Source organism: Ensifer sp. 22521 (assembly GCF_052044795.1).
Lineage (GTDB): Bacteria > Pseudomonadota > Alphaproteobacteria > Rhizobiales > Rhizobiaceae > Ensifer.
The window spans coordinates 1-19340 of record NZ_JBQENM010000046.1 but is presented as its reverse complement, the minus strand read 5'-3'; the positions used below and the strand labels follow the sequence as shown (position 1 = coordinate 19340).

16 protein-coding genes are annotated in these 19340 nt (G+C 58.0%); 9 read left to right on the top strand and 7 right to left on the bottom strand.

Annotated elements, in window-relative coordinates:
• Positions 1-651: 651 nt before the first annotated feature.
• Genes ACTJKE_RS35105 through ACTJKE_RS35095 form a run of 3 tightly spaced genes read right to left on the bottom strand, consistent with a single transcriptional unit; the run spans position 652 to position 3999 of the window.
• A complete protein-coding gene (locus ACTJKE_RS35105) occupies positions 652-1161 on the bottom strand; it encodes a thioesterase family protein (protein ID WP_427143501.1) in 510 nt (169 codons plus the stop codon).
• Between the two features lie 13 nt (positions 1162-1174).
• Entirely contained in the window at positions 1175-2842 is a 1668-nt protein-coding gene (locus ACTJKE_RS35100) for an acetyl/propionyl/methylcrotonyl-CoA carboxylase subunit alpha (RefSeq protein WP_427143502.1), read from the bottom strand.
• 17 nt (positions 2843-2859) lie between these two features.
• Positions 2860-3999, bottom strand: coding sequence for an ABC transporter ATP-binding protein (locus ACTJKE_RS35095; RefSeq protein ID WP_427143503.1), 1140 nt, complete (start codon positions 3997-3999; stop codon positions 2860-2862).
• A 192-nt stretch (positions 4000-4191) separates the two neighbouring features.
• Here ACTJKE_RS35095 and ACTJKE_RS35090 point away from each other — a divergent pair, with 192 nt between their 5' ends.
• The 9 genes from ACTJKE_RS35090 (at position 4192) to ACTJKE_RS35050 (ending at position 13587) form a co-directional block, all read left to right on the top strand.
• The gene (locus tag ACTJKE_RS35090) at positions 4192-5286 is read left to right on the top strand and encodes an extracellular solute-binding protein (protein ID WP_427143504.1); all 1095 of its coding nucleotides are present in this window, start codon (positions 4192-4194) and stop codon (positions 5284-5286) included.
• Positions 5287-5298: 12 nt separating this feature from the next.
• The gene (locus tag ACTJKE_RS35085; protein WP_427143505.1) at positions 5299-5946 is read left to right on the top strand and encodes a TetR/AcrR family transcriptional regulator; all 648 of its coding nucleotides are present in this window, start codon (positions 5299-5301) and stop codon (positions 5944-5946) included.
• A gap of 31 nt (positions 5947-5977) precedes the next feature.
• Positions 5978-7540, top strand: a complete 1563-nt coding sequence (locus ACTJKE_RS35080) for a class I adenylate-forming enzyme family protein (protein ID WP_427143506.1) — start codon at positions 5978-5980, stop codon at positions 7538-7540.
• Positions 7541-7551: 11 nt separating this feature from the next.
• Entirely contained in the window at positions 7552-9099 is a 1548-nt protein-coding gene (locus tag ACTJKE_RS35075; RefSeq protein WP_427143507.1) for an acyl-CoA carboxylase subunit beta, read from the top strand.
• Between the two features lie 119 nt (positions 9100-9218).
• Entirely contained in the window at positions 9219-10820 is a 1602-nt protein-coding gene (locus ACTJKE_RS35070; protein WP_427143508.1) for an ABC transporter permease, read from the top strand.
• Positions 10821-10823: 3 nt separating this feature from the next.
• The gene (locus ACTJKE_RS35065; RefSeq protein ID WP_427143509.1) at positions 10824-11999 is read left to right on the top strand and encodes a thiolase C-terminal domain-containing protein; all 1176 of its coding nucleotides are present in this window, start codon (positions 10824-10826) and stop codon (positions 11997-11999) included.
• Positions 11996-12403: a Zn-ribbon domain-containing OB-fold protein gene (locus ACTJKE_RS35060; RefSeq protein WP_427143510.1), complete on the top strand. Its 408-nt coding sequence runs from the start codon at positions 11996-11998 to the stop codon at positions 12401-12403. The genes ACTJKE_RS35065 and ACTJKE_RS35060 overlap by 4 nt, the downstream gene beginning before the upstream one ends.
• A 3-nt stretch (positions 12404-12406) precedes the next feature.
• Complete coding sequence (locus tag ACTJKE_RS35055; RefSeq protein ID WP_427143511.1) at positions 12407-12850, top strand: MaoC family dehydratase; 444 nt, start codon at positions 12407-12409, stop codon at positions 12848-12850.
• The gene (locus ACTJKE_RS35050; RefSeq protein WP_427143512.1) at positions 12850-13587 is read left to right on the top strand and encodes an SDR family oxidoreductase; all 738 of its coding nucleotides are present in this window, start codon (positions 12850-12852) and stop codon (positions 13585-13587) included. Before ACTJKE_RS35055 ends, ACTJKE_RS35050 begins: the two co-directional genes overlap by 1 nt.
• A gap of 411 nt (positions 13588-13998) precedes the next feature.
• Here the strand turns inward: ACTJKE_RS35050 and ACTJKE_RS35045 are convergent, their stop codons facing one another.
• The 4 genes from ACTJKE_RS35045 to ACTJKE_RS35030 form a co-directional block, all read right to left on the bottom strand.
• Positions 13999-14502, bottom strand: a complete 504-nt coding sequence (locus tag ACTJKE_RS35045; protein WP_427143513.1) for an SDR family oxidoreductase — start codon at positions 14500-14502, stop codon at positions 13999-14001.
• A 69-nt stretch (positions 14503-14571) separates the two neighbouring features.
• Positions 14572-17028, bottom strand: a complete 2457-nt coding sequence (locus ACTJKE_RS35040; RefSeq protein WP_427143514.1) for a GcvT family protein — start codon at positions 17026-17028, stop codon at positions 14572-14574.
• A 250-nt stretch (positions 17029-17278) separates the two neighbouring features.
• Positions 17279-18082 carry a MerR family transcriptional regulator gene (locus ACTJKE_RS35035; protein WP_427143515.1) on the bottom strand — a complete coding sequence of 268 codons (804 nt, stop codon included), beginning with the start codon at positions 18080-18082 and terminating at the stop codon, positions 17279-17281.
• A 118-nt stretch (positions 18083-18200) separates the two neighbouring features.
• Positions 18201-19340, bottom strand: a 1140-nt coding sequence (locus ACTJKE_RS35030; RefSeq protein WP_440692554.1) for an electron transfer flavoprotein-ubiquinone oxidoreductase, incomplete at its 5' end; no start/stop codon positions are given.

Genomic DNA, 19340 nt, shown 5'->3' with positions numbered 1-19340 from the left:
CTATCATGGATCACGGCCGGATCTGGCTCGCAGCGTTCCGGTCGTAGGTTTGGCAAGCGAAACAATTGCCTCTCCTCAGCGAGCTGACGAACTAGAGCACGGCGATGGGTCGATGGATGATTTTGACATCACTTGCTTCAGACGTTCTGGACAGCGTCCGCTTTGACGGTGGTGATGATGGCCAGAGCGCTGGGCGAAGATTCGCGGCTACGTGTTTTAAAGCTGAAGATGACGGGGCATCGGCCCGTCAGGCGGCGGCCTGGCGGCGGCCCGGTTCGGAGTCGCAGTTTCGAGCGGATCCTCTGGATGCTCGAGCGAAGATCGGAGAACAGACGGCGCGGCTCAAAGCCGCCGTCGCGGGTCCAGCCTCGACGTATATGTGCAGCTTCATGATCGGGAAGGTCGAGGAGTTGCCGATGTGGTGACCGCGGGCAAATTTGTGGCGCCGGAGGGTGCGATTATGTAGCCGGTGCCGCGCCGCTTGAGCATCAATTTATAATATAATTCCAAGCTACCATCGCCTTCGGGTGTGGTTTGCGTGGCGAGAGCGCCTGGCCGCCGGTAATCGCATGAGGCTTCACTCCGGTGACACGGTCAGCCGTCCGCTTCCCTAAGCAAAACCCGTTGCGTTTGCCTACGATGGCTAGGAGATCAGGACCTTCTCGGTGCCTTTATCGCTGCAGCGAGCCCTTTGGGAGCTTTCACCGGCCGCCAGGAATCCAACGCCCGCTGCAGGCAGCTGCGCATATAGTCGTTGATGGGTGCGGACCGCCGCTTAACAGTGTCCACATGAACCATCATGTGCTCACCCGTAGCAAGCACAATGTCTCGGGCGGCATCTACGACGTACTGGTAGATATGGAGCCTCGTTTCGTCGTAACCGATCGTCTCGGTGAACACGCGTAACGGCGTGCCTAGCCGGCACTCTCGGAGATTTCGCTGATGCCCTTCTACTGAAAAAAAACTGAACCCCTGGAGGCGATACTCTTCCGTGAAGCCAATCGCCCGCAGATAGTTTTCACCTGCATCAGCTAACAACTTATAATATTGCCACTCCGTCATGTGGCCGTTGTAATCAATCCATTGATCATCCACCGTTGCCTCAAGTGTCAAGAGTGCATTCTCTTGAGGGCGATCATCTACAGCCTCGAATTCAAACATTGCTGCCGGCATCTCAGTCGAGCCCCATTAGGTCGTCGCCCGTTTCAATAAAGGCGCCAATCTCAACATTGATCTTGGCCACCACACCTTCGTTTTCGGCGAGGATCGACTGTTCCATTTTCATGGATTCCATGATCGCAACTACATCGCCCCGGGAGATTCTGTCCCCCGTCTTCACGCAAAGCTCCATTACCATCCCCGAGAGCGGAGCCTTTACGCCGATGCGGTAGATGGGAGCCTCATCAACATGTTGCGGCTGCTCGAGCATCGACATTTCTGTGGTCTCTTCTTGCGGTGCATCGGCTTTGTGTAACGCCAGTGCCTCTTGGGCAAGCTGGGGCATCTCGACGTCGATCCACCGTGTGTAGATGGCAAATTCCTGACGATACTCAGCGACAAACTCGCCGCGCTTTACGATAGCGCGATGGAGCGGTGTCACTGTGCTCACGCCTTCGATCACCAATTCGTCAAGCGCGCGTGCCGCGCGTTCGATTGCCTGTTCCCGATCGCGGCCGGTTACGATCAGTTTTCCGACAAGAGAGTCATAGTATGGAGGAATGGTGTCACCCTCGGCATAACCGAAATCCACTCTCACGCCCGGTCCGCCAGGAAGCCGCATTCGCTTGATCTTGCCGGGCACGGGTCGGAAATCGGCCCATGGGTCCTCAGCGTTGATCCGGAACTCAATCGAATGTCCCCGAACCGGCGCGTCGGTGAATGGCAATGGGCTGCCCTCGGCGATGCTGAACATCTCCCGTATGATATCAATGCCTGTCACCTCTTCAGTCACAGGATGCTCGACCTGAATACGGGTATTCACCTCGAGAAAATAGATGTTCCCCGCATTCGTTACCAGGAACTCGCAGGTCGCAGCCCCGCAGTAGCCAACCTCCTTAAGGATGCCGATCGACACTTTCCTTAAAACGTCAATCTGGTCGTTGCTCAAGAATGGTGCCGGTGCCTCTTCCACGAGCTTCTGCTGTCGGCGCTGCAGAGTGCAATCACGTGTCGAAATGACCGCAACGATACCGTGCTGATCGGCGAGGCACTGGGTTTCGACATGACGTGCATGCTCGGCATACACCTCGACGAAGCACTCCGGCCTTCCGAACGCGAGGCCTGCTTCGCGCTCCGCAGCCGCCATGAGCGGTACGATTTCTTCCATTGTCCGGACGATCCGCATGCCGCGTCCGCCACCACCATTCTGTGCTTTTATGATAACCGGCAGGCCATGAGTTTCGGCGAATGCCCGAACCTGTTCCTGGGTAACTGCTCCCTCGTCCAGAGATGGAAGAAGCGGCGCTCCGACCTTCCGCGCGATGGCACGAGCCTTCACCTTGTCGCCAAGCTGGGCGATAGCCTCTGGCGGAGGACCGATCCACACGAGCCCGGCCGCCTGTACGGCCGCGGCGAAGGTCTCGTTCTCGGACAACAAGCCATATCCAGGATGGACCGCGTCGGCGCCGCTACGTTTGGCAATGTCGAGGATGGCCGATTGATTGAGATACGTCTCCAGGGGCGAGTGGCCTTTGAGCGTGAATGCTTCATCCGCTGCTCGAACATGCAGGGCGTCCCGGTCCGCCTCGGAGGCGATGGCCACTGACACGTAGCCTGCATCGCGGCATGCCCTGACGATACGCAAGGCAATCTCGCCACGGTTCGCAATAAGGATCTTCTTCATTTTCATTCCTCAAGCTCTTAGTGATCGACAAGAACCATCGACGCGGGATTCCAAGTCAGCCACACCTCCGCGCCGGAGGCAGGAATTTGCGACTTTGAGCATTCCACCAAATACGTTGCACCGGAGTTGTCAGAAACGGTAACGATGCAGCGGCTTCCAAGAAAGAGTTCTTTCTCGATACGAACGGGGATAGCAGGGGCTTGCATCTCATCGACTGTGTCTGAGCCGAGCAGGATCAGATCTTCAGGGCGCAGAACGATCGACAGCGACGAGTGCTGTTTGAGGATCGCGCGCGGAAGAGGCAATGAGAAGGTAGCGCGGCCTGTCCGTATAAGGGTCCGTCCATCGCCACCCTGTTCCAAGCTCGTCACGTCAATCAGGTTCGCCTCCCCCAAAAAGCGGGCAACGAAACGAGACTTCGGTCGGAAATAGAGTTCGGATGGGGTGTCGTATTGCAGGATTTCCCCACCATCCATGATCGCGACCTTGTCCGATAGGATGAACGCCTCTTCCTGATCGTGCGTTACATAGACCGCGGTAATGCCGGTGCGCTGTTGGATTTCCCGCAGATCGGCGCCCAGTTGCTGCCGGAGCCTACGGTCGAGCGCACCCATGGGCTCATCGAGCAGGAGTAGCGCGGGGCGATAGACCAGCGCGCGTCCGATCGCGACACGCTGTTGTTGACCACCGCTGAGTTCGCCCACCGCACGATCGCCCGCATTGGGGAGCTCGATAAGCTCAAGAATTTCGTGTACACGACGCCGCCGATCGGCTTGCGGCCATTTGTGCAGCTTCAAGGGATATTCGATGTTCTGCGCGACGGTCATATGCGGAAATAGCGCGTAGTTTTGGAAGACGAACCCGATGTTACGCGCCTGAACCGGAAGACGGGTGACATCTTTCGCGCCGATCATGATTACGCCTGAGCTCGGGGTGAGAAGTCCGGCGATCGTTCGTAGAAGTGTCGTCTTTCCAGAGCCCGAAGGACCGAGCAAGGTGCAGAACGAGCCAGGCTCGATACTAAGAGCTGTTTTTTTTAGCCCTAAGTAGCCGTTGGCGAACCGAATTTCGACGTCTCTCACCTCGATACCGTTCGCCCGCTCCGCTTCGTTTTTTTCCGAGCGGGATTTCGTCGTGGTGGCGTCTTGGCTGATCATATTGCTACCCTCCTCCGCTAGCCCGGGACGGCGACCGACATCGCTCATCGGACTGCTATTTGCCCATCATAGCGGGCTACCTCATTTTTTATCAAGACGCTTGTGATAAAAAAAGCCTGTTGCAGCTTGCGCTACGGATTCTTTTTGTTACATTTGTCTTAGCAAAGGCAAACCAGAGGAAGGGGAATGCAAATGAGGAAATTGACCAGCAAGGCCACGTTTATCGTCGCAGGCGCAGCGCTCACGCTGTCGTCGGTGGCTTCGTACGCCGCCGACATTCTGCCGGCCGACGTGAAAGCAAAAATATCGGGAGAGCTCGTCTGGCACGATGGCTCCGGTGGTGCCACGACGCGGGCCCGTGAGGAAACGGTAATCAAGGACTTCGCGGCCGAGACCGGGGTCGAAGTCAAAGGCGACTTCAACTCCGACATGACTAAGTACTTCGCGGCGATGGACAGCGGCGCCTCGATTCCTTGGAGCATGATCGAGTTCCCGACAAAGGGCGACTTTATCAAGGCCCGTGACGCCGGCTACGTTCAGAAGCTCGATCCCAGCATCGTCGATCTGAGCAAACTCGGCCCTACGGCGCACGACGAATATGGCGTGGATGTTTTGCGCTATGGCATCGTCTTCACGTATAACACCAGCAAATTCGCGACCGATAACGCGCCGGCCAGCGTCGTCGATCTTTTTGACGTAAAACGTTTCCCCGGCAAGCGCTGCCTGTTTAAGTATCCCCAGTTCGGCGGCGTGCTGGAGGCCGCGCTTCTTGCCGACGGCGCGACGCGCGACAATCTCTACCCCCTGGACTTAGACAAGGCCTTCGCGAAGCTTGACACCATCAAGTCTGACATCCTCTGGTGGTCCAACGGCGATGACGCGATCCGCCTTCTTTCAAGCGGCGAGTGCTCAATGGGCATCGCCTGGAGCGGCCGCGTCTACAGCGCAGTGAAGAACGACAACGCGCCGCTCGCCGCGAAATGGGAGAATTCGCTCTACTCCCAGGCCGTATATGCCATTCCTAAAGGCGCACCGAATGCCGACGCCGGCCAAGCGATGATTGCCCATTTCATCGCCGACCAGGAAGGGCAGAAGGCGCTTGTCAAGCAGATCACTTATGCAACGGATATTGTCGGCCTCGACAGCACTGCGTACGGTGACGATCTTGGACCGTGGATCGTAGCAGGCGATAATGCTAAGAAAGCGATCGAGGAAAACGCCGACTACTACGCGAAAAATATCACGGAAGTAGTTGATCGTTTCAATCGTTGGGTCGCCCTCAATTAAAGAAAGAATGACATGCCTCGCCTGGTGGATCACAACGAACGACGAAAGCAGATTTGCGACGTTCTATTGGATGTCGTCTCGGAGGCCGGCATAGCGGCGGCCACCATCCGGGAGGTTGCGGATCGTTCGGGATGGTCCACCGGCGTCATCGGCCACTACTTCAAAAATCGTCAGGATCTTCTCCTTGGCGGATTGCGCCGAGCCGCCGAAATCCTTGGCGAACATAATACGCGCGTTATAAATACGCTGGAGGGCATCGCTGCCCTCGAGCAAATCCTCGAAGGCAGCATTCCCCTGGACAAGCGTCGGCTTGCGCTGTGCCGAATCTTCTTCTTTTTCTATGCCGAAGGCATGACTGAAGCTGATTTGAGGCAGGAGCTTGAGAGCTATCTCGTGGGATGGAGAAAGTCCGCGACACGGGCCATTCGTCAGGCGCAAGCGCACGGTGATCTGCCCCCGGACCTGGAGCCGAAAAGAGTGGCGGCCGACCTTGTCGGTCTCGCGGACGGGTTGAGCATTCACTCGCTTCTTGATCCGCGGGTGATGAGTCAACTTCGGGAACAGTCGCCTATCAGATACTGGATACGTCGACTGGGAACCGAAGTGTCGTCGAGTGACAAAGGCGAGCCAGCGCCGCCTACCCGGTATGCCTCCGCATAGCGGGCAACAGTACACATAAACGGGAACGCACATGTCGAATGTTATTTCCTCTACCCTCGGGTGGACAGTATCTTCTATTCTCGGCGATACGGGTCCTCAGGTTTTGCACCAGCCGGAAAAGCTCGCTCTCGTCTGGGAGCACGGTGCGCTTACCTACGGGCAATTACGGTCCAGAGCGCTGAAGCTGGCCGGCGCGTTTCGAGCGGCTGGGCTTCAGACTGGCGACCGCGTTGCCTCGATGCTCTATAACCGGGGCGAAATCTTCGAGCTCTATTTCGCCTGCGCTTTCGCCGGTCTTGTGTTCGTACCCGTGAGTTTCCGGCTAACCGCCAGCGAAGTGGCCTCAATTCTCGATGACAGCGGCGCTAAGCTCTTCTTCGTGGAAACTGAGACCTCGCCCGTAGCCGAGGACGCGTCGAGGGCTATAGCAAACGGCCCAAAACTAGTCGTGCTTGAGGCCAATGCAGGCGGATCTGCGTATGAGGCCTTCGCCGATGCTTGTCCGTCCCTGGCCTCTGCGATCCCACATGACGTACAAATGATCTTGTACACCTCTGGGACGACGGGAAAGCCGAAGGGCGTCGTGATGCGTTCGCTCGCAGTCATATGGTGTGCCATGCAGCAGGCCAGCATCTTCAAGCAGATGAACCAAGAGACGGTCATGCTTCTCAATGCGCCGATGTACAACACGGCTGCGTTGAATGAGAGCTCCATCCCGACGTTCCTCGTCGGCGGAACCGTCGCCATAATGCCGAGCCGCGGATGGAGCGCGGAGCGACTAGGCGAGTTTATCCAGAAGTGGAACGTGTCGCACGCCCTTATCTTCCCGTCCATGTTCCGCAATATGATCGAAGCAGACGATCGCGAGCCCTTGCCCCTCCAGTCCATGAAATGGTGGTACACGGGTGGTGAAAATTGCCCCCCCGCGCTCATCGCTGAAGCGCGTCGACGCTGGCCCCACATCCATCTGGCGATCGCCTACGGCTCCACGGAATGCGGTCTCCCAACGCTAATTGATGGCGACGATATCGATCTTCACCCTGGATCGGTCGGTCGGTGCGTTCCCGGCCAGTCAATCCGGCTCCTCGACGCCGACGGAAACTTGGTTCCTCCCGGAGGCGTAGGGGACGTGTGGACAGCTGGACCGGCGGTCATGAACAACTATTGGAACGCTCCTCAGCTCGATGCGGAAACGGTGCGTGACGGCTGGCTCAGGATCGGCGACCTCGCGACCATCGACGACGAGGGCTGGATCCGCATCGTCGGACGTAGCAAGGACCTCATTATTTCGAAGGGACAGAACATCTACCCTGCGGAGATCGAGAACGTCATACGCCAGCATCCCGCGGTCATCGACGTCGCTGTGGTCGGCCTTCCCGACGAGGAGTTCACAGAGGTGGTTTGCGCCGCGATCGTGCCACGGAAGGAAGGGACCATCTCCAAGGAAGAGATCATGGCGTTTCTTCTTACGAAGCTCGCATCCTACAAGAAGCCGCGACACATCGTCTTCGTCGACAGCTTCCCTATCCGAAATGCAACAAAGGTCGACAAGAAGGAACTGGCGAGCATCTGCGCCAAGATCCTAGCAATCTGAGGAGGAATGGGATGACCCAGAACATTAGTCCTGAATGGCAGGCTTTGCTGGAAGAACTGGATCGTCGTCGCGAAATCGCGCTCGCATCGAGCGGACCAGACCGGATTGCACGCGAGCATCGCTACGGTCGCTCCACGGCACGCGAACGGATTGCCAAAATCGCGGATCCCGACAGCTTTCTCGAGATCGGGACTTTCGTGACCACACCTACCGAGGATGGCTCTCTCCTCGCACCTACGTTCGTTTGCGGCCTCTGCGAAATCGACGGTCGCCCGGTGGCAATCGGCGCGGAAGATTTCAGTGTTGAAGGCGGCGGCGCGGGCGTGCACCTTGTGCGCTACAAGGGCGGTTGGGGCGGGTTCATCGAAGAATTTGCGATCGGTTACAAAATCCCGTTCGTCATGCTGATCAACGGGGTCGGTGGCTCCATCCTTCTGCAGGATCAGATCGGCTATCCGGAACTGCAGTCCGCCAACCCCACCTATCCTATGTTCGAGTTGCTGCAACAAGTCCCCGTTCTGGCTGCCGTGCTAGGCCCTACCGCCGGCAGCTCTGCGGCCCGAGCGCACATATCGCACTTCTCCGTCATGACCTCGGACAACGGGTGTCTATTCGCCGGAGGCCCTCCCGTGGTTAAGCAGGCCCTTGGTTTGGAGATCGACAAGTTCGCCCTTGGTGGCGTCGCGATCCATACCCGTTCATCTGGTCTGATTGACAACGCTGCCGAAAACGAGGATGTGGCGCTTGCTCAAGTCCGTCAGGTCCTCTCATACCTGCCAGACAATGTCAGCCGCCGGCCGGCAGTCATTGAGACTTGGGCCGAAAATGATCAGAACGAGCTCTTTTCGATCGTGTCTCCGAGTTTGAGACGCGCCTACGACGTTCACAAGCTGATACGGTGCATCGCAGACCAGGACACGTTCTTCGAAATCGCGCCGGACTACGGTCGTTCGCTTCGCACTGGCCTGGCCCGGATCGAAGGTCACACGATTGGGATCCTGGCTTCGGACGCGCGGTTCGTCGCCGGATCTCTGGATGTGCAGTCTTCTCTGAAGCAGGCCAAGTTCGTCGAGCTCTGTGACCGATTTCATATTCCGATCGCATATCTCGTCGATGTTCCGGGCTTCCTCGTAGGGCCGAAGGCGGAGGAAGCAGGTGTCCTGACGTTTGGCGCAATGGCGCTTCGGGCAATCCAGCAAGCGAAGGTGCCCGTGATAACGGTACAGGTCCGTCGGTCCTTTGGCCTCGGCGGCGTGGCGACAGGAAGCCGCAATCCTTTGAGCTTGCGGCTCGTGTGGCCAAGCGCGGCTTGGGGCGACATGCCGATAGAAGGCGGCGTCGAAGCGGCGTTCCGAGCAGAACTGGAAGCTGCACCGCCTGAGGAACGAGCGGCTTTAAAGGCGCAGCTGACGAAACGGTTCGAAGAACAGACATCGATCTGGAAGGCTGTCGAAAACTTCGGCGCGGAAGAAATGATCGATCCCCGAGACACGCGCAAATATCTCGCGCGACTCCTCAGGCTCGCATATCGCATGCCGCAGGAAGGTCGAAGTGGATGAGGTACGTTTCAGTTACCTCCCTTGCCGGGCAAAGACGTCATGTCGGCGTCGCCGCAACGAAGTTCGCCTTGCTACTGCCAGCAATCTTCGTCCTCTCCTTATCGTTGGGCTGGCCGCTCTTGACGATCATCATGCGCAGCCTGAACGAAAAGGGCCGATCGAGCTTTTCGGAGCCGCTTTACTTTGGCCACTACGCAGCGATCGTCCAGGACGATTTGTTGCGTCAGGTAGCGCTGCACAGCGTGATGCTCGCATTCGTGTCGATGATCGCAACGGTGCTTTTGGCATTTCCGGCCGCATACGTGATTTCGCGCCTCTCCCGGCGTTTGTCATCGCTGATGATGGTCCTCGTGCTTATGCCGTTCTGGGTATCGATCATCGTGAGATTATTTGCCTTCACCACCATCCTCGGTACGCAAGGCATCATCAATTCCGCTGCTGGAGCGCTCGGGCTTGGCCCGTTTCCCCTGCTGTACAACACGTTCGCGACGATCGTCGGCATGGTCGCCTACCTGCTGCCATATCTAATTCTCATCCTCGTTTCGGCGATGATGTCGATCGATACCTCGCTTCTCACCGCCGCTCGAACAATGGGCGCATCTGAAAGTCGTGTCTTCCTCGACATCTATTTCCCGCAGGTCCGCCCGGCGCTGCTGGGTGGAAGCGTGCTGGTCTTCGTCCTGGGGCTTGGCTTCTTCCTGACACCGGCAATCCTCGGCGGTCCGCACAATCTGACCATCCCGATCTTCATCCAGCAGCAGGTCCAGAACTACCAGTGGGGCAAGGCAGCGGCGATGGGCATCGTCCTGCTGGCGGTCTCGATCGTTGGATATGCCGTGGCACTTAAGGTAGGGGGTAAGGGAATGCTCTCGCCGGTCCAGCAAGGCTCGCGCGGCGCTTCAGCCCGCGCCCCCCTTCGACCAACTCCGGTGACCAGTATTTGCGTCGTGGTGCTCGTCTTCGATCTCATTCTGCTGATCCTACCGCTCCTTGTCGTCATCCCGACGTCGGTCACTCCGACCACGCAGATTCAATTCCCACCGGTTGGCTTCAGTACCAAGTGGTTCATCGAGGCTCTGACGTCATCGATCTGGATCGATGCGTTCCTCAAGAGCATCAGGGTTGGCGTCATGACGGCAGTTTTCGCTTCCCTCTGCGGCCTCGCGCTCGCCAGGGTCGGGACGCGTTCAAAGTCTGCGGCGCTCAAGTCAGCCATTCAGATGGCCGCCATTATGCCTCTGATCGTTCCGGTCATTTTACTCGGTATCGGAATCTATGACGTCCAAGGTCGGCTGGGCATGCTGGGCAGCGACTTCGGACTAGTCGTCGCTCATGCCGTACTTTGCTTGCCACTTGTGTTCCTCGTGCTGGCCAATGCACTTGCTGCCGTCGATATCTCGATCGAGCAAGCGGCCTGGTCGATGGGTGCGAGCAGTACCAGGGCCTTCTGGGATATGGTCGTGCCGCTCGCCATGCCGGTGCTCGTTGGCGCGTTCCTCATCTCCTTCGTGACGTCTTGGGACGAGGCTGTGCTGGCGATGTTCCAGACGGAACTCGATAAAACACTGCCAGTCACGATCTATTCCTTCCTTCGAAGCGGCATCACTCCGGCGGTCTCAGCTGTCGCGACAATCATCATCGCACCGGTCTTGATCGGCACAATCATCGTCGCCGCAAAATCTTTCACTACAAGTCGAAGTGCTACAAAAGTGAGATCCTAGCTCATGGCAACCGAACGTTTTCCAAGCGGCTCCGCGTCAATCGTGGGAGCCTTTGAGTCCCCGCGTCGAAAGGCGCCTGGCGTCCATCCCTACCAAATCCACTCTGAGGTGATCGCCGGGGCGCTTGCCGATGCCGGTCTGACGATTGCTGACGTCGACGGTTTCGCTACGGCAGCCTCGTTTCCCTCCGAAGCGGGCTGGCAGCTGAATGCCGTCGAGATCGCCGAATACGTGGGTATCAACCCCTCTTGGGTGTGCAGCACCGATATCGGAGGAGCCGCAGCTCTGAGCCATGTCGGCAACGCCGTCGCGGCGATCAAGGCCGGTCTCTGCAACACAGTCGTCGTTTCATACGCCTCATCCGGCCGCTCATGGCCTCTGAGCGCAAGCGACTTCAATACCGGGCAGACCGGACCGGGCGAGTTCGAGGTACCGTACGGAGTTTCGACAATTTCCGCTTATGCGTTGGCCGCGACGCGATACATGCACCAGTACGGACTCAAGTCGGAACACCTCGCCGAAATCGCCGTTCAAGCGCGCCGGTACGCACATTTGAATCCGGAGGCGATGTACCGCGATCTTATCACGATCGATGACGTCCTCTCCTCTCCGATGATCTCGTCGCCGCTTCACAAACTCGATTGTTGCGTCGTCAGCGACTCGGGCGGTGCAATCGTCGTCACGTCTAAGGACCGTGCACGCGACACGCGCCGAGGCGGGCCTTCTGTGTTGGGCTTCGGAGAAGCGATCAGCCACGGCCAGATGAACCAGATGTGCGACATGACCACCACTGTCGCTGAACATTCGGGCCGGCGGGCGTTCCAGACCGCTGGATTAACACCCGAAGAAATCCATGTTGCGCAGATCTACGATTCTTTCACGATCACGGTCGCTCTCACGCTCGAGGCCCTCGGCTTTGTTCCCAAGGGTGAAGTGGGCGACTTTATCTCCGAAGGTGGGATCGCGCCTGGCGGACGGCTCCCAATCAATACGGATGGTGGGGGCCTTTCATCGAACCACGCGGGAAGACGCGGCATGTTTGCGACAATCGAGGCAGTACGCCAGCTCCGAGGCGAAAGCCCCGGCCTTCAACTTGCTTCCCCAGATCTGTGCCTCATCAACGGTACCGGCGGCTGGCTTTCAGCCACGGCCACTCTCATTCTTGGAGGCAAACAATGATTGAAATGACCTCTGTCCATCCTGTCCACAATGCTCTCTCAAAGCATTGGTTCGAGGCGGCTAGCAGGGATGTCCTGCTCATTCAAAGGGATCCGCTTACCGGCGCGGCACAGATGTACCCTCGCGCCCGCGTGGCGGGCTTTCCAGAGCGAGAGCCGGAGTGGGCCGAAGCCACGGGCCGCGGCACTCTCTATTCCTTCACCGTCGTCGAGCGATCAATCCACAAGGAATTTGCGGCGATAACGCCGTTCGTTATCGCGATTGTCGATCTGGAAGAGGGTGCCCGTATCACAAGCTGGGTCGTCGATACACCGATCGAAAGAATCCAGTGCGATATGGCCCTCAAGGTCGTGTTCCGTGAAATTCATCCCGGCGTAAAAATGCCCTGCTTCGTGGAGGGCTGACGAATGGAAACCGTGTTCAACGACATCCAAGAAGGCGCGGAATACGAGTCCGCCGGCCGGACCATAACGGAAGCTGACATCGTGAATTTCGCCGGCTTGAGCGGGGACTTCAACCCGCTCCACATGGATGAAGAATGGGTTCGCGAAAATACCAAATACCCTTCCCGCATCGCGCACGGACTACTCGTTCATTCGATCGGCGAGGGCCTGAACTGCACAGAGCTTTCGGCGTGGAAAATTCTCGGCTTCCTGGAAACACAACGGCGGATGCTTCTTCCGGTGCTACCGGGCGACCGGATTTGCCAGCGTTACGTCGTGAAATCGAAACGCCCAAGCTCGAAGGACCCGTCGCGCGGTGTGGTCGAAGTGGAGGTCGCGATCCGCAACCAACGGGGCGAGATCGTGCAGGACGGATACAACAGATATCTTATCGGAGGTGGAGGCTGATGCGTGGCTTAAAGGACAAAGTCGTGGTCGTAACGGGCGGCGCGCAAGGGATCGGTAAAGCGACCGCTATCCGCCTGGCCGAGGAAGGTGCGATCTTGGTGATTGCGGACCGTAACCTTGATGGCGCAGCAGCGACGACCAGGGAAATCGACGCATCCGGCGCCCGTGCGTTGGCCGTCTCGCTCGATGTTTCGGATCGCGAAAGCTGGGCCCAAGCCGCGATCAAGATCAAGGAAACCTTTGACGGAGCAGACGGCCTTGTGAACAACGCCGGCCTGACACGTGACAAGTCCTTGCTAAAGATGGGCGAGGACGATTGGGATGTGGTCCTGAACGTCAACCTGAAAGGGGCGTGGCTCGGGTGCCAGGCCATCGTGCCCTTGATGGTTGGTCGCGGTGGCTCGATTGTAAACCTGTCGTCCGAAGCTCGGTGGGGCGCGTTTGGCCAGTCGAACTATTCGTCGGCGAAGTCGGGTCTGGTCGGCCTGACGCGGACCGTTGCAATCGAGCAAGCACGTAACGGTATTCGGGTAAATGCTGTCGCTCCGGGAACAACTACAACCCCGATGGTTGAAGCTGTTCCGGAGCAAATCCGCCAAGGATGGCTTGAGAGCATCCCCCTGCGGCGCGAGGCCAGTCCGGCGGAAATCGCCTCGGCGATTGTTTTCCTTCTCTCCGACGACGCTAGCTACGTGACAGGCCAGGTACTGGGCGTGAACGGCGGCTCTGCTCTTTGAATTGAAATGCATCCCAATGCGACCATCAACCTCAACGGTCTGATGGTCGCATTGGGAATTTGGATCGGGTTGTTTCACGTCGCCGCAGATGGACGCTTTCGCGGTTATATTGGTGTAGCGCACGAGAGGGCGGGCTTAGAATAGTTTCAATCGCACCAGATATATCCGAGGAATTCTTGCTGCACATGAACTCATGCACAGCACGGTGATGCTCCATGGCCTGGTTCGGCAAACCTGAATAGGCGGGGCCGGACAGATGCTCCTCGATATCGACGTCAACGTACCACATTTCATGACCCGCCGCCTTCACGATCGCTTGTATCGCCTCGTGCCATGTGTGGGCGATTGGACCGGTAGAGTGTAGGATCTGCCGGTATGCCCTGCCTCTAGGGACCGTCGCCGCCGTGTCTGCTATGTCGCGGGTATCGACAAACGCAGTTGGCCAACCCTTAGTAGGCACCCCAACCTCGCCCTCGTCGCGTAACTTCGGAAGGAAGTACTCGGGGGCGGAGAAGTTCTGTATAAACCAATGGGGCGCAAAATCGTCCACTCGAATCTCGAGGTTTCGATCAGCCGCTCGACGCGCCGTTCGTCGAGATTTTCATTCCGAGTTTCAGCCGCGATGCCTGACAAAAGCACGATGCGCCGGACCGATTTTGCGTCGTCCAGAAAGCTTGCCACCGTGGCTTCAACGTCCACAGCACCATAGGCGTTCGGTTTGACAAGGTAGACGCAGACAACGTTCGCAAGAACTGCTTTCCAGGTTTCAGGAACATTCCAATCGAACGCCCGTCCGCCGGAACCATGGGGTCGCCTAGACGCGCCGATTACGTCTACTGCCGACCTTGCTTGGAGACATTCCGTAACTTTACGACCGGTTTGACCGGTGGCTCCCAGAACTAAAACCTTCGTCATCGAGGTGTCCGTTCAGGTCGTGGTCAATAGGTGTGGCTGGAACATGTAAGTTCCAGCCACAACCGTCTACTAGCTTTTCACCTTCTCGCTGCGTGAATCGTACCAAGCGCCGAGTTGGACCTCGATTGGGTAGCGTTTCATCGCGACCTCCACCTCCCATTTGCCACTTGCCAGCCATTCCTTGGTCACGCCCTCGTTGGACGAGACATATCCAAGACCAAGCGAAGCCTTGACGCGGTGTCCGTACGCTCCCGACATAATCGACCCTACAATGATGCCGTCACGAATAAGCGGCTCGTAGTGAAACAACATCGGGTGTGTGCCCCCGGTCTCATTAGAGACTTTCACCTGCACAAGCCGCCTTTTCAAAGTGCCCTCGGCCTTCTGGCGTACCAAAACGTCTCGGCCGATAAACCCGCCTGGCTTATCCAGCGCAACGGTGAAAGCAACGCCCCCCTGGAACGGCGTATCCTCCTCACCGATATCGTGGCCCCAATGGCGATACCCTTTCTCCATTCGCATCGAATTGAGTGCGAAGAACCCAGCGTTCTTAAGCCCAAAATCTTGTCCGGCTTCCATCAGAACATCATAGACATGTGCCGCCATTTCGCTCGGGATGTAGAGTTCGAAGCCCAATTCGCCGACGAACGTCAACCGGCTGGCACGGACGCGCGCGTAGCCAAGATCGACCTCGCGGCTCGTGCCAAACGGGAAGAACTCGTTCGAGAAATCATCGGAGGAGACACTCGCGAGCAGGTCGCGGGACTTCGGTCCCCACAGCGCGAGCATCGCAAGCCCCGAGGTAACGTCTGTAATGTATACTTGGGCGCCTACAGGCACGCGTCGCTTGAACCAAGCAATATCGCGTCGCTGAGAAACAGCCACCGTGACGACCAGATAGGACTGTTCCGCCAGTCGGGTGATCGTTACGTCGGCCTCGATACCGCCGTTCTCATTCAGCCACTGAGTGTAAACAACCTTCCCAATCGGCACATCACATTCAGCCGCGCTGATCCAGTTCAGGGACTTTAAAGCGTCAGGGCCTTCGACTATATATTTGACAAAGCAGCTATGGTCGAAGAGTGAGACATTCTCGGCTGTGTTGGCGCACTCAGCCGCGACATTGTCGAACCAGCTCGGCTTTGAATACGAATATTCGATGTTGGCAAGCTCGTCCTCTGTGCCATAGAAGCCAGGGCGCTCCCATCCTGCGAGTTCGGTCATGAACGCACCTGATGCCAACAGGCGGTCGTGGAACGGCGAGCGGCGAACGCCTCGCGCGGTTTCGAATTGCTTCCCCGGCCAATGCATGTCGAACAGCGTGCCGATGGTCTCGACGGAGCGGTCGGCAAGATACTTCTTGTTTCGCTGAAACGATTGCGTTCGGCGAACGTCGACATCCAGCAGTTCGACCGGCGGACGACCTTCAGCGATCCATGATGCCATTGCCTTCCCGACACCACCTGATGAAAGGATCCCGATGGAATTGAAGCCGGTCGCGGCGAAAAGGCCGTCGATTTCCGATGTCTCACCAAGATGGTAGCGATTGTCCGGAGTGAAACTTTCGGGACCGTTGAAGAAGAGCTGGATGCCAGTCTCCTGCAGGACAGGAACGCGCTCCATGGCCATCTCAAGGTATGGACTGATGTGCTCCAAGTCCTCGGGGATCGTATCGAAGCAAAAGCTCTCGGATATGCCGTTCTGACCCCACGGTTTCGCTCCGGGTTCAAAGAAGCCAATTAGCAGCTTGCCGGCATCTTCCTTGTAATAAGCCCACTCATCGGCTGTGAACATAACCGGAAGATTGCGCGGCAGCTCTGGGATAGCCTCGGTCACCACATAGAAGTGTTCTGCGGCATGCAAGGGAATGGTCACGCCGATTTGAGCTGCGAGGTCACGGGACCACATCCCACCTGCGATGACCACTTTCTTGGCAGAAATCCGCCCCTGCTCGGTCATTGCGCCGACAGCCTTGCCGCTCTCGGTGAGGATTTGTGTAACCTTAATATTCTCGAGGATCTTGGCGCCGCCCTGGCGAGCTCCCTTTACGTAGGCCATCGTCACGTCGGCAGGATTAACCTGGCCGTCATTGGGGAACCAGAAACCACCCACGAGCCCTTCAGTGCTGATCGGAGACCAACGCTCCTTGATCTGATCAACGGTCATGGCCTCGACGGGCAGGCCGAAATTTCTCCCCATCGACGCACCACGTGCCAATTCCTCATAGCGAGCCTGCGTCTTCGCAAGGCGCAAAGAACCGTTCTGCTTGAAACCGGTCGCCTGCCCAGTCTCTTCCTCGAGCCGCCCAAAGAGCTCTCCGGTATATTGCGCAAGTTCCGTCATACGCTGCGTTGCACGGAGCTGCGTCACAAGACCGGCGGCGTGCCAAGTCGTTCCACTCGTGAGCTGTCGACGCTCACAAAGAACAACGTCCTTGATGCCGAGCTTCGTCAGATGATAGGCAATCGAGCAGCCCGCGATACCGCCGCCGATGATGACGACATCGGCCTGTGATGGAATATCCATTCCTGTGTCCTTTAGATTTGGAGCCTGCCCTGCCCTCGTAGCTCCTGCTGGCGGACATGGTTCTATCCGGCGATCAGAGGCATTGATGGCAGATCTTAATCTCGCCGGCTCGCCCGCATTCGGGATCGGTCCGTCTGAAAAGGATTCATATCATATCAGGGCTGAAACTCTACAGAAATCATGCCGAGTTTATAAAAATCTCTCGGCCCACCTTCCGGCAAGGGACGAAGGTTCATCGCCGGCAATCGCTTTAGAAAGTCGGGGGGGTGTTCACCCAGATCAGTTTACAAGCCTTCGAGCCAACAGAGCGCCAGGAGTGCGCGCGGTGACTTTCGAAATACATGGCATCGCCTGGGTTCAAGGTAGCGAGACCTAGCCCATCCACTTCGATCTCAAAGCTACCCTCTAACACCCGGATGAACTCCTCGCCTTCATGCCGGTAGAAACCCTCACTTCCGGCACCCGGTTCAAGCGTCCACTCCTGACAGTCCATCATCCGCGGACCAGAAGCTAACTCTCTGATCTGAATGCCCTTGCCGAGTGAAGGAAGCTGTCGCCCCTCCCCGCTCCTTATGACGGCTTTCGGTGTTTCCTCTGGGCTGGCAGTGAGCTGCGTCACGGTAACGCCCAATGTTTCGGCTATAGCGCGCAACAGCGGGACACTGGCGCCTCGAGACGTGCGCTCAAGTGTGCTTATCACCGACGAGGACACGGCCAACACCTTCGCAAGCGCCGTTATCGTCAGACCCTTTTCGCGACGCAGCCGCCGGATCTCATACCCGAGCCTCGGAGGCGGAAGGTTTTCGCTTCCTGTTTCCTGGGAGACCAGATCCGTTCCGTCCAGTGAAGATTTGATCGCTGCAAGATTCAGGCCTTGGACGGATCTCAAGCGAACGATCTGATGTACGCGGGCGAAGTCATCCTCGGAGTACATCCGGTAGCCACTGGCCGTCCGTGTTGGAACGATGAGCCCATGTTGCTCCCAAAGCCGAAGCGTCGCCGGCGGCACACCGGTCGCAGCAGACAACTCTGAAACCTTATACTGTTTGCTCATGGCTTTCCTTGCTCGAAATCTCACAGTTGAGTGCTACGAGACTGCTCCGCAAACTGCAACCACGCGATTTGCCAAAGGCACACAGTCGGCGGCTCGATTGAAGGATTTCAGCACGGATTCACATGTTCGGATAGACCGGGCCTTCGCCGCCCTGCGGCGGCACCCAGTTGATGTTCTGGTTCGGGTCCTTGATGTCGCAGGTCTTGCAGTGCACGCAGTTCTGCGCGTTGATGACGACGACCGGCTTGCCGTTCTTCTCCACCCACTCGTAGACGCCAGCCGGACAGTAGCGCGTCGACGGGCCGGCATAGATGTCGTGCTCGGAGCGCTTCTGCAGGCTCATGTCCTTGACCTGCAGATGCACCGGCTGATCCTCCTCGTGGTTGGTGTTCGACAGGAACACCGAGGACAGACGATCGAAGGTCAACACGCCATCGGGTTTCGGGTAATCGATCTTCGTGTGCTTTGCTGCCGGCTCGAGGCTCTGCGCATCGCTCTTGCCGTGCTTCAGCGTGCCGAACAGCGACAGACCGAACAACTGGTTGGTCCACATGTCGAGACCGCCGAGTGCCACGCCGATCGCCGTGCCAAACTTCGACCACAGCGGCTTGACGTTCCTGACCCGCTTCAGGTCCTTGCCGATGTCGGTCTGGCGCCATTCGTTCTCGATCTCGACCGGCTCGTCATTGGCCCTGCCCGACGCGATCGCTTCTGCCAGTTTGTCAGCCGCCAGCATGCCAGACAGCACCGCATTGTGGCTGCCCTTGATGCGCGGCACGTTCACGAGGCCGGCCGAACAGCCGATCAGCGCGCCACCGGGGAACGACAGCTTCGGTACCGACTGGTAGCCGCCCTCGGTGATGGCGCGAGCACCATAGGACAGCCGCTTGCCGCCTTCAAAGGTGCCGCGGATGGCCGGATGGGTCTTGAACCGCTGGAACTCCTCGAAAGGGAAGAGGTATGGGTTCTTGTAGTTGAGGTGCACGACGAAGCCGACCGCGACGAGGTTGTCTTCCAGATGGTACAGGAACGAACCACCACCGGTCTTCATGCCGAGCGGCCAGCCGAACGAGTGCTGCACCAGGCCCGGACGGTGGTTCTCGGGCTTAACCTGCCAGAGCTCTTTCAGGCCGATGCCGAACTTCTGGACGTCGCGGTCTTTCGACAGATCGAACTTCGAAATCAGCTGCTTGGCGAGCGAGCCGCGCACGCCCTCGCCGATCAGCGTGTATTTGCCGAGCAGCGCCATGCCGCGGGC

Excerpts from the sequence above, each read along its gene's own strand:
- ACTJKE_RS35065 (WP_427143509.1), top strand. The coding sequence starts at position 10,824 with ATGGCAACCGAACGTTTTCCAAGCGGCTCCGCGTCAATCGTGGGAGCC.
- ACTJKE_RS35060 (WP_427143510.1), top strand. The coding sequence starts at position 11,996 with ATGATTGAAATGACCTCTGTCCATCCTGTCCACAATGCTCTCTCAAAG.
- ACTJKE_RS35095 (WP_427143503.1), bottom strand. The coding sequence starts at position 3,999 with ATGATCAGCCAAGACGCCACCACGACGAAATCCCGCTCGGAAAAAAAC.
- ACTJKE_RS35045 (WP_427143513.1), bottom strand. The coding sequence starts at position 14,502 with ATGACGAAGGTTTTAGTTCTGGGAGCCACCGGTCAAACCGGTCGTAAA.
- ACTJKE_RS35105 (WP_427143501.1), bottom strand. The coding sequence starts at position 1,161 with ATGTTTGAATTCGAGGCTGTAGATGATCGCCCTCAAGAGAATGCACTC.
- ACTJKE_RS35055 (WP_427143511.1), top strand. The coding sequence starts at position 12,407 with ATGGAAACCGTGTTCAACGACATCCAAGAAGGCGCGGAATACGAGTCC.
- ACTJKE_RS35075 (WP_427143507.1), top strand. The coding sequence starts at position 7,552 with ATGACCCAGAACATTAGTCCTGAATGGCAGGCTTTGCTGGAAGAACTG.
- ACTJKE_RS35100 (WP_427143502.1), bottom strand. The coding sequence starts at position 2,842 with ATGAAGAAGATCCTTATTGCGAACCGTGGCGAGATTGCCTTGCGTATC.
- ACTJKE_RS35090 (WP_427143504.1), top strand. The coding sequence starts at position 4,192 with ATGAGGAAATTGACCAGCAAGGCCACGTTTATCGTCGCAGGCGCAGCG.
- ACTJKE_RS35050 (WP_427143512.1), top strand. The coding sequence starts at position 12,850 with ATGCGTGGCTTAAAGGACAAAGTCGTGGTCGTAACGGGCGGCGCGCAA.
- ACTJKE_RS35085 (WP_427143505.1), top strand. The coding sequence starts at position 5,299 with ATGCCTCGCCTGGTGGATCACAACGAACGACGAAAGCAGATTTGCGAC.
- ACTJKE_RS35035 (WP_427143515.1), bottom strand. The coding sequence starts at position 18,082 with ATGAGCAAACAGTATAAGGTTTCAGAGTTGTCTGCTGCGACCGGTGTG.
- ACTJKE_RS35040 (WP_427143514.1), bottom strand. The coding sequence starts at position 17,028 with ATGGATATTCCATCACAGGCCGATGTCGTCATCATCGGCGGCGGTATC.
- ACTJKE_RS35080 (WP_427143506.1), top strand. The coding sequence starts at position 5,978 with ATGTCGAATGTTATTTCCTCTACCCTCGGGTGGACAGTATCTTCTATT.